The organism is Albidovulum sp. (assembly GCF_049646345.1).
In the GTDB taxonomy this organism is placed as follows: domain Bacteria; phylum Pseudomonadota; class Alphaproteobacteria; order Rhodobacterales; family Rhodobacteraceae; genus Albidovulum.
This window is the reverse complement of sequence record NZ_JBARVQ010000800.1, coordinates 1-1,764: the sequence shown is the minus strand read 5'-3', so window position 1 is coordinate 1,764 and position 1,764 is coordinate 1. Positions and strand designations below refer to the sequence as shown.

The 1,764-nt window shown below is 58.3% G+C and carries 3 protein-coding genes; all 3 read right to left on the bottom strand.

Annotation, left to right across the window (positions count from 1 at the left end; genetic code table 11):
- On the bottom strand, positions 1 to 397 hold a 397-nt coding region (locus WBB85_RS21000), incomplete at its 3' end, for a prepilin peptidase (protein ID WP_432640526.1).
- 4 nt (positions 398 to 401) lie between these two features.
- Positions 402 to 1,262, bottom strand: a complete 861-nt coding sequence (locus WBB85_RS20995) for a tetratricopeptide repeat protein (protein WP_432640525.1) — start codon at positions 1,260 to 1,262, stop codon at positions 402 to 404.
- A gap of 25 nt (positions 1,263 to 1,287) precedes the next feature.
- Positions 1,288 to 1,764, bottom strand: a 477-nt coding sequence (locus tag WBB85_RS20990) for a tetratricopeptide repeat protein (protein ID WP_432640524.1), incomplete at its 5' end; no start/stop codon positions are given.

Sequence of the window (1,764 nt, the reverse complement as noted above, 5' to 3'; positions counted from 1 at the left end):
CCGGAATGGCCCGCAGAAGGCGGTGCGTGGCAAAGGCCCCAAGCAGGAAGGCCGCGAAAAGCGGCAGGATGACCGGCAGATGGGAGACATAGAAGAACGGTGCCGCCGCCGCTGCGAACTTAGCGTCTCCGGCACCCACATTGGCCACTGCGTTCAGAACAAAGCCGATGGCCAGCACCACCGCAAAGTTGAGCCAATGCCACAACCACGTTTCAAGCGGCAGGAGGAGGAACCCTGCGACGGCATAGATCACAAGAAGCGTGAGAACCGACTTGTTGGGGATCTTCATGGTCTTGAGGTCAGACCATGCAACCCATGCACCCACGGGCAGGCAGATGAAAAAGAAGATCATGTAGGCGAATGAGATCGCCTCGGCGCCGGTATAGGAGTTGAGCATTCGATCAGCCTTTGACGACGCTTGCGTTCAGAGTTTCAAGTGCCCGCGAAGCCTGTTCGAAATGCCGCGGGCTGGTGTCCACCGCATCTTCCAAAAGACCTTTGCCGATGGTCACATCACCTTGTTTGATGGCAGTAAGTGCCGCCGTGTAGAGCAGTTCCGCCTGCTCGGCCTGTGTCATCGAGATGATGGGCATGTCGTATTTGCGTTGCGCCGCCCGGGCCAGAACCAGGTTGTTCTTGGTCGTGAAGTTCTGGCTGTCATATGTCAAAGCTTCGCCAAAGAGGCGTTCGGCGGCTTCGTAGTCACCGCGGGTCAGTTTTGAATAGCCCCAATTGTTCAGCACACCTGCCGGACGCGTGGTAAGGCCAAAGGCGGTTTCGTAGAAGGTGTCGGCCTTGGTCCATTTCTTGTTGGCATCCGCGACCATCGCCTCAAGCCGGTAACGGTCAAAGGTTTCGTAAGTCGGCGGGATCGTATTGAGCGCCGCTTCGGCCTTTTGCCATTCGTTGGCCCGGATCAGGGCATCGGCATAGCCGACGCGATCTTCATTCGTGCCCTCTTTGCTGTCGACAACCGCTTTCCAGACCAGCGCTGCCTGCATCGGTTTCTTGGCACGGATCAATGACTTGGCCAGTCCGCGCTTCAGATCGATACGTTCGGGATGCTGGTTCGCAGTCCGAGTGAAATGGGCCACGGCCTCATTCGGGTCCGCAGCGTTAAGCATTACATCGTTCAGGTTGCTTTCGTCGATGACATTGACGTCATCGATCGCCCGTTTCACTTCGGCCTCTGTGTTCCTGCCGCATGCGGAAATCACGGTGATGCCCGCCAAGCAGACAGAAATCAGGATATGGTGGCGCATTTTCTGCGTCCTTTGCTGCTTTGCCTCAATGTGTGGTGAGAAGCAGGTATTGCCCGTGCCCGCGACGCACCAGTGAGAATTCGCCTGTATCAACCGGATCATAGGACGGTTTTTTGAGTTTTGCGAGTGAAAGCCGCAGATTTTCGCGGATGGAGTCCGATTGGCCACTATCAAGCGCAAAGGCCGTCTGGAAGACCCGGCTGGCCTCGCCCACGTCGCCCCGCTCCATCAGCACGACGCCGAGATTGTTCCAGGCTGGCACGAATGTCTCGTCATCGTCGAGTGCCTGGCGCAGCAGCTTTTCAGCCTGTCCCAGGCGGCCCAGCCTGAGATTGGCCGAGCCGATGGCCGACAGGGTGTCGACCGTCAGGCCGCGATCGGCGGCAGCCCGGTAATAGGCTTTCAACGCGAGTTCATATTCGCCTGCCGCCATCAAGCGATGCCCGACGATCAGTCCATCAATCGCCTCTTCTCCCCGGACGACGCCGGCAGGGGCGAAAGG

What these genes read in the sequence shown, in the direction of transcription:
- WBB85_RS20995 (WP_432640525.1), bottom strand. Translation starts at nt 1,262, where the DNA reads ATGCGCCACCATATCCTGATTTCTGTCTGCTTGGCGGGCATCACCGTG.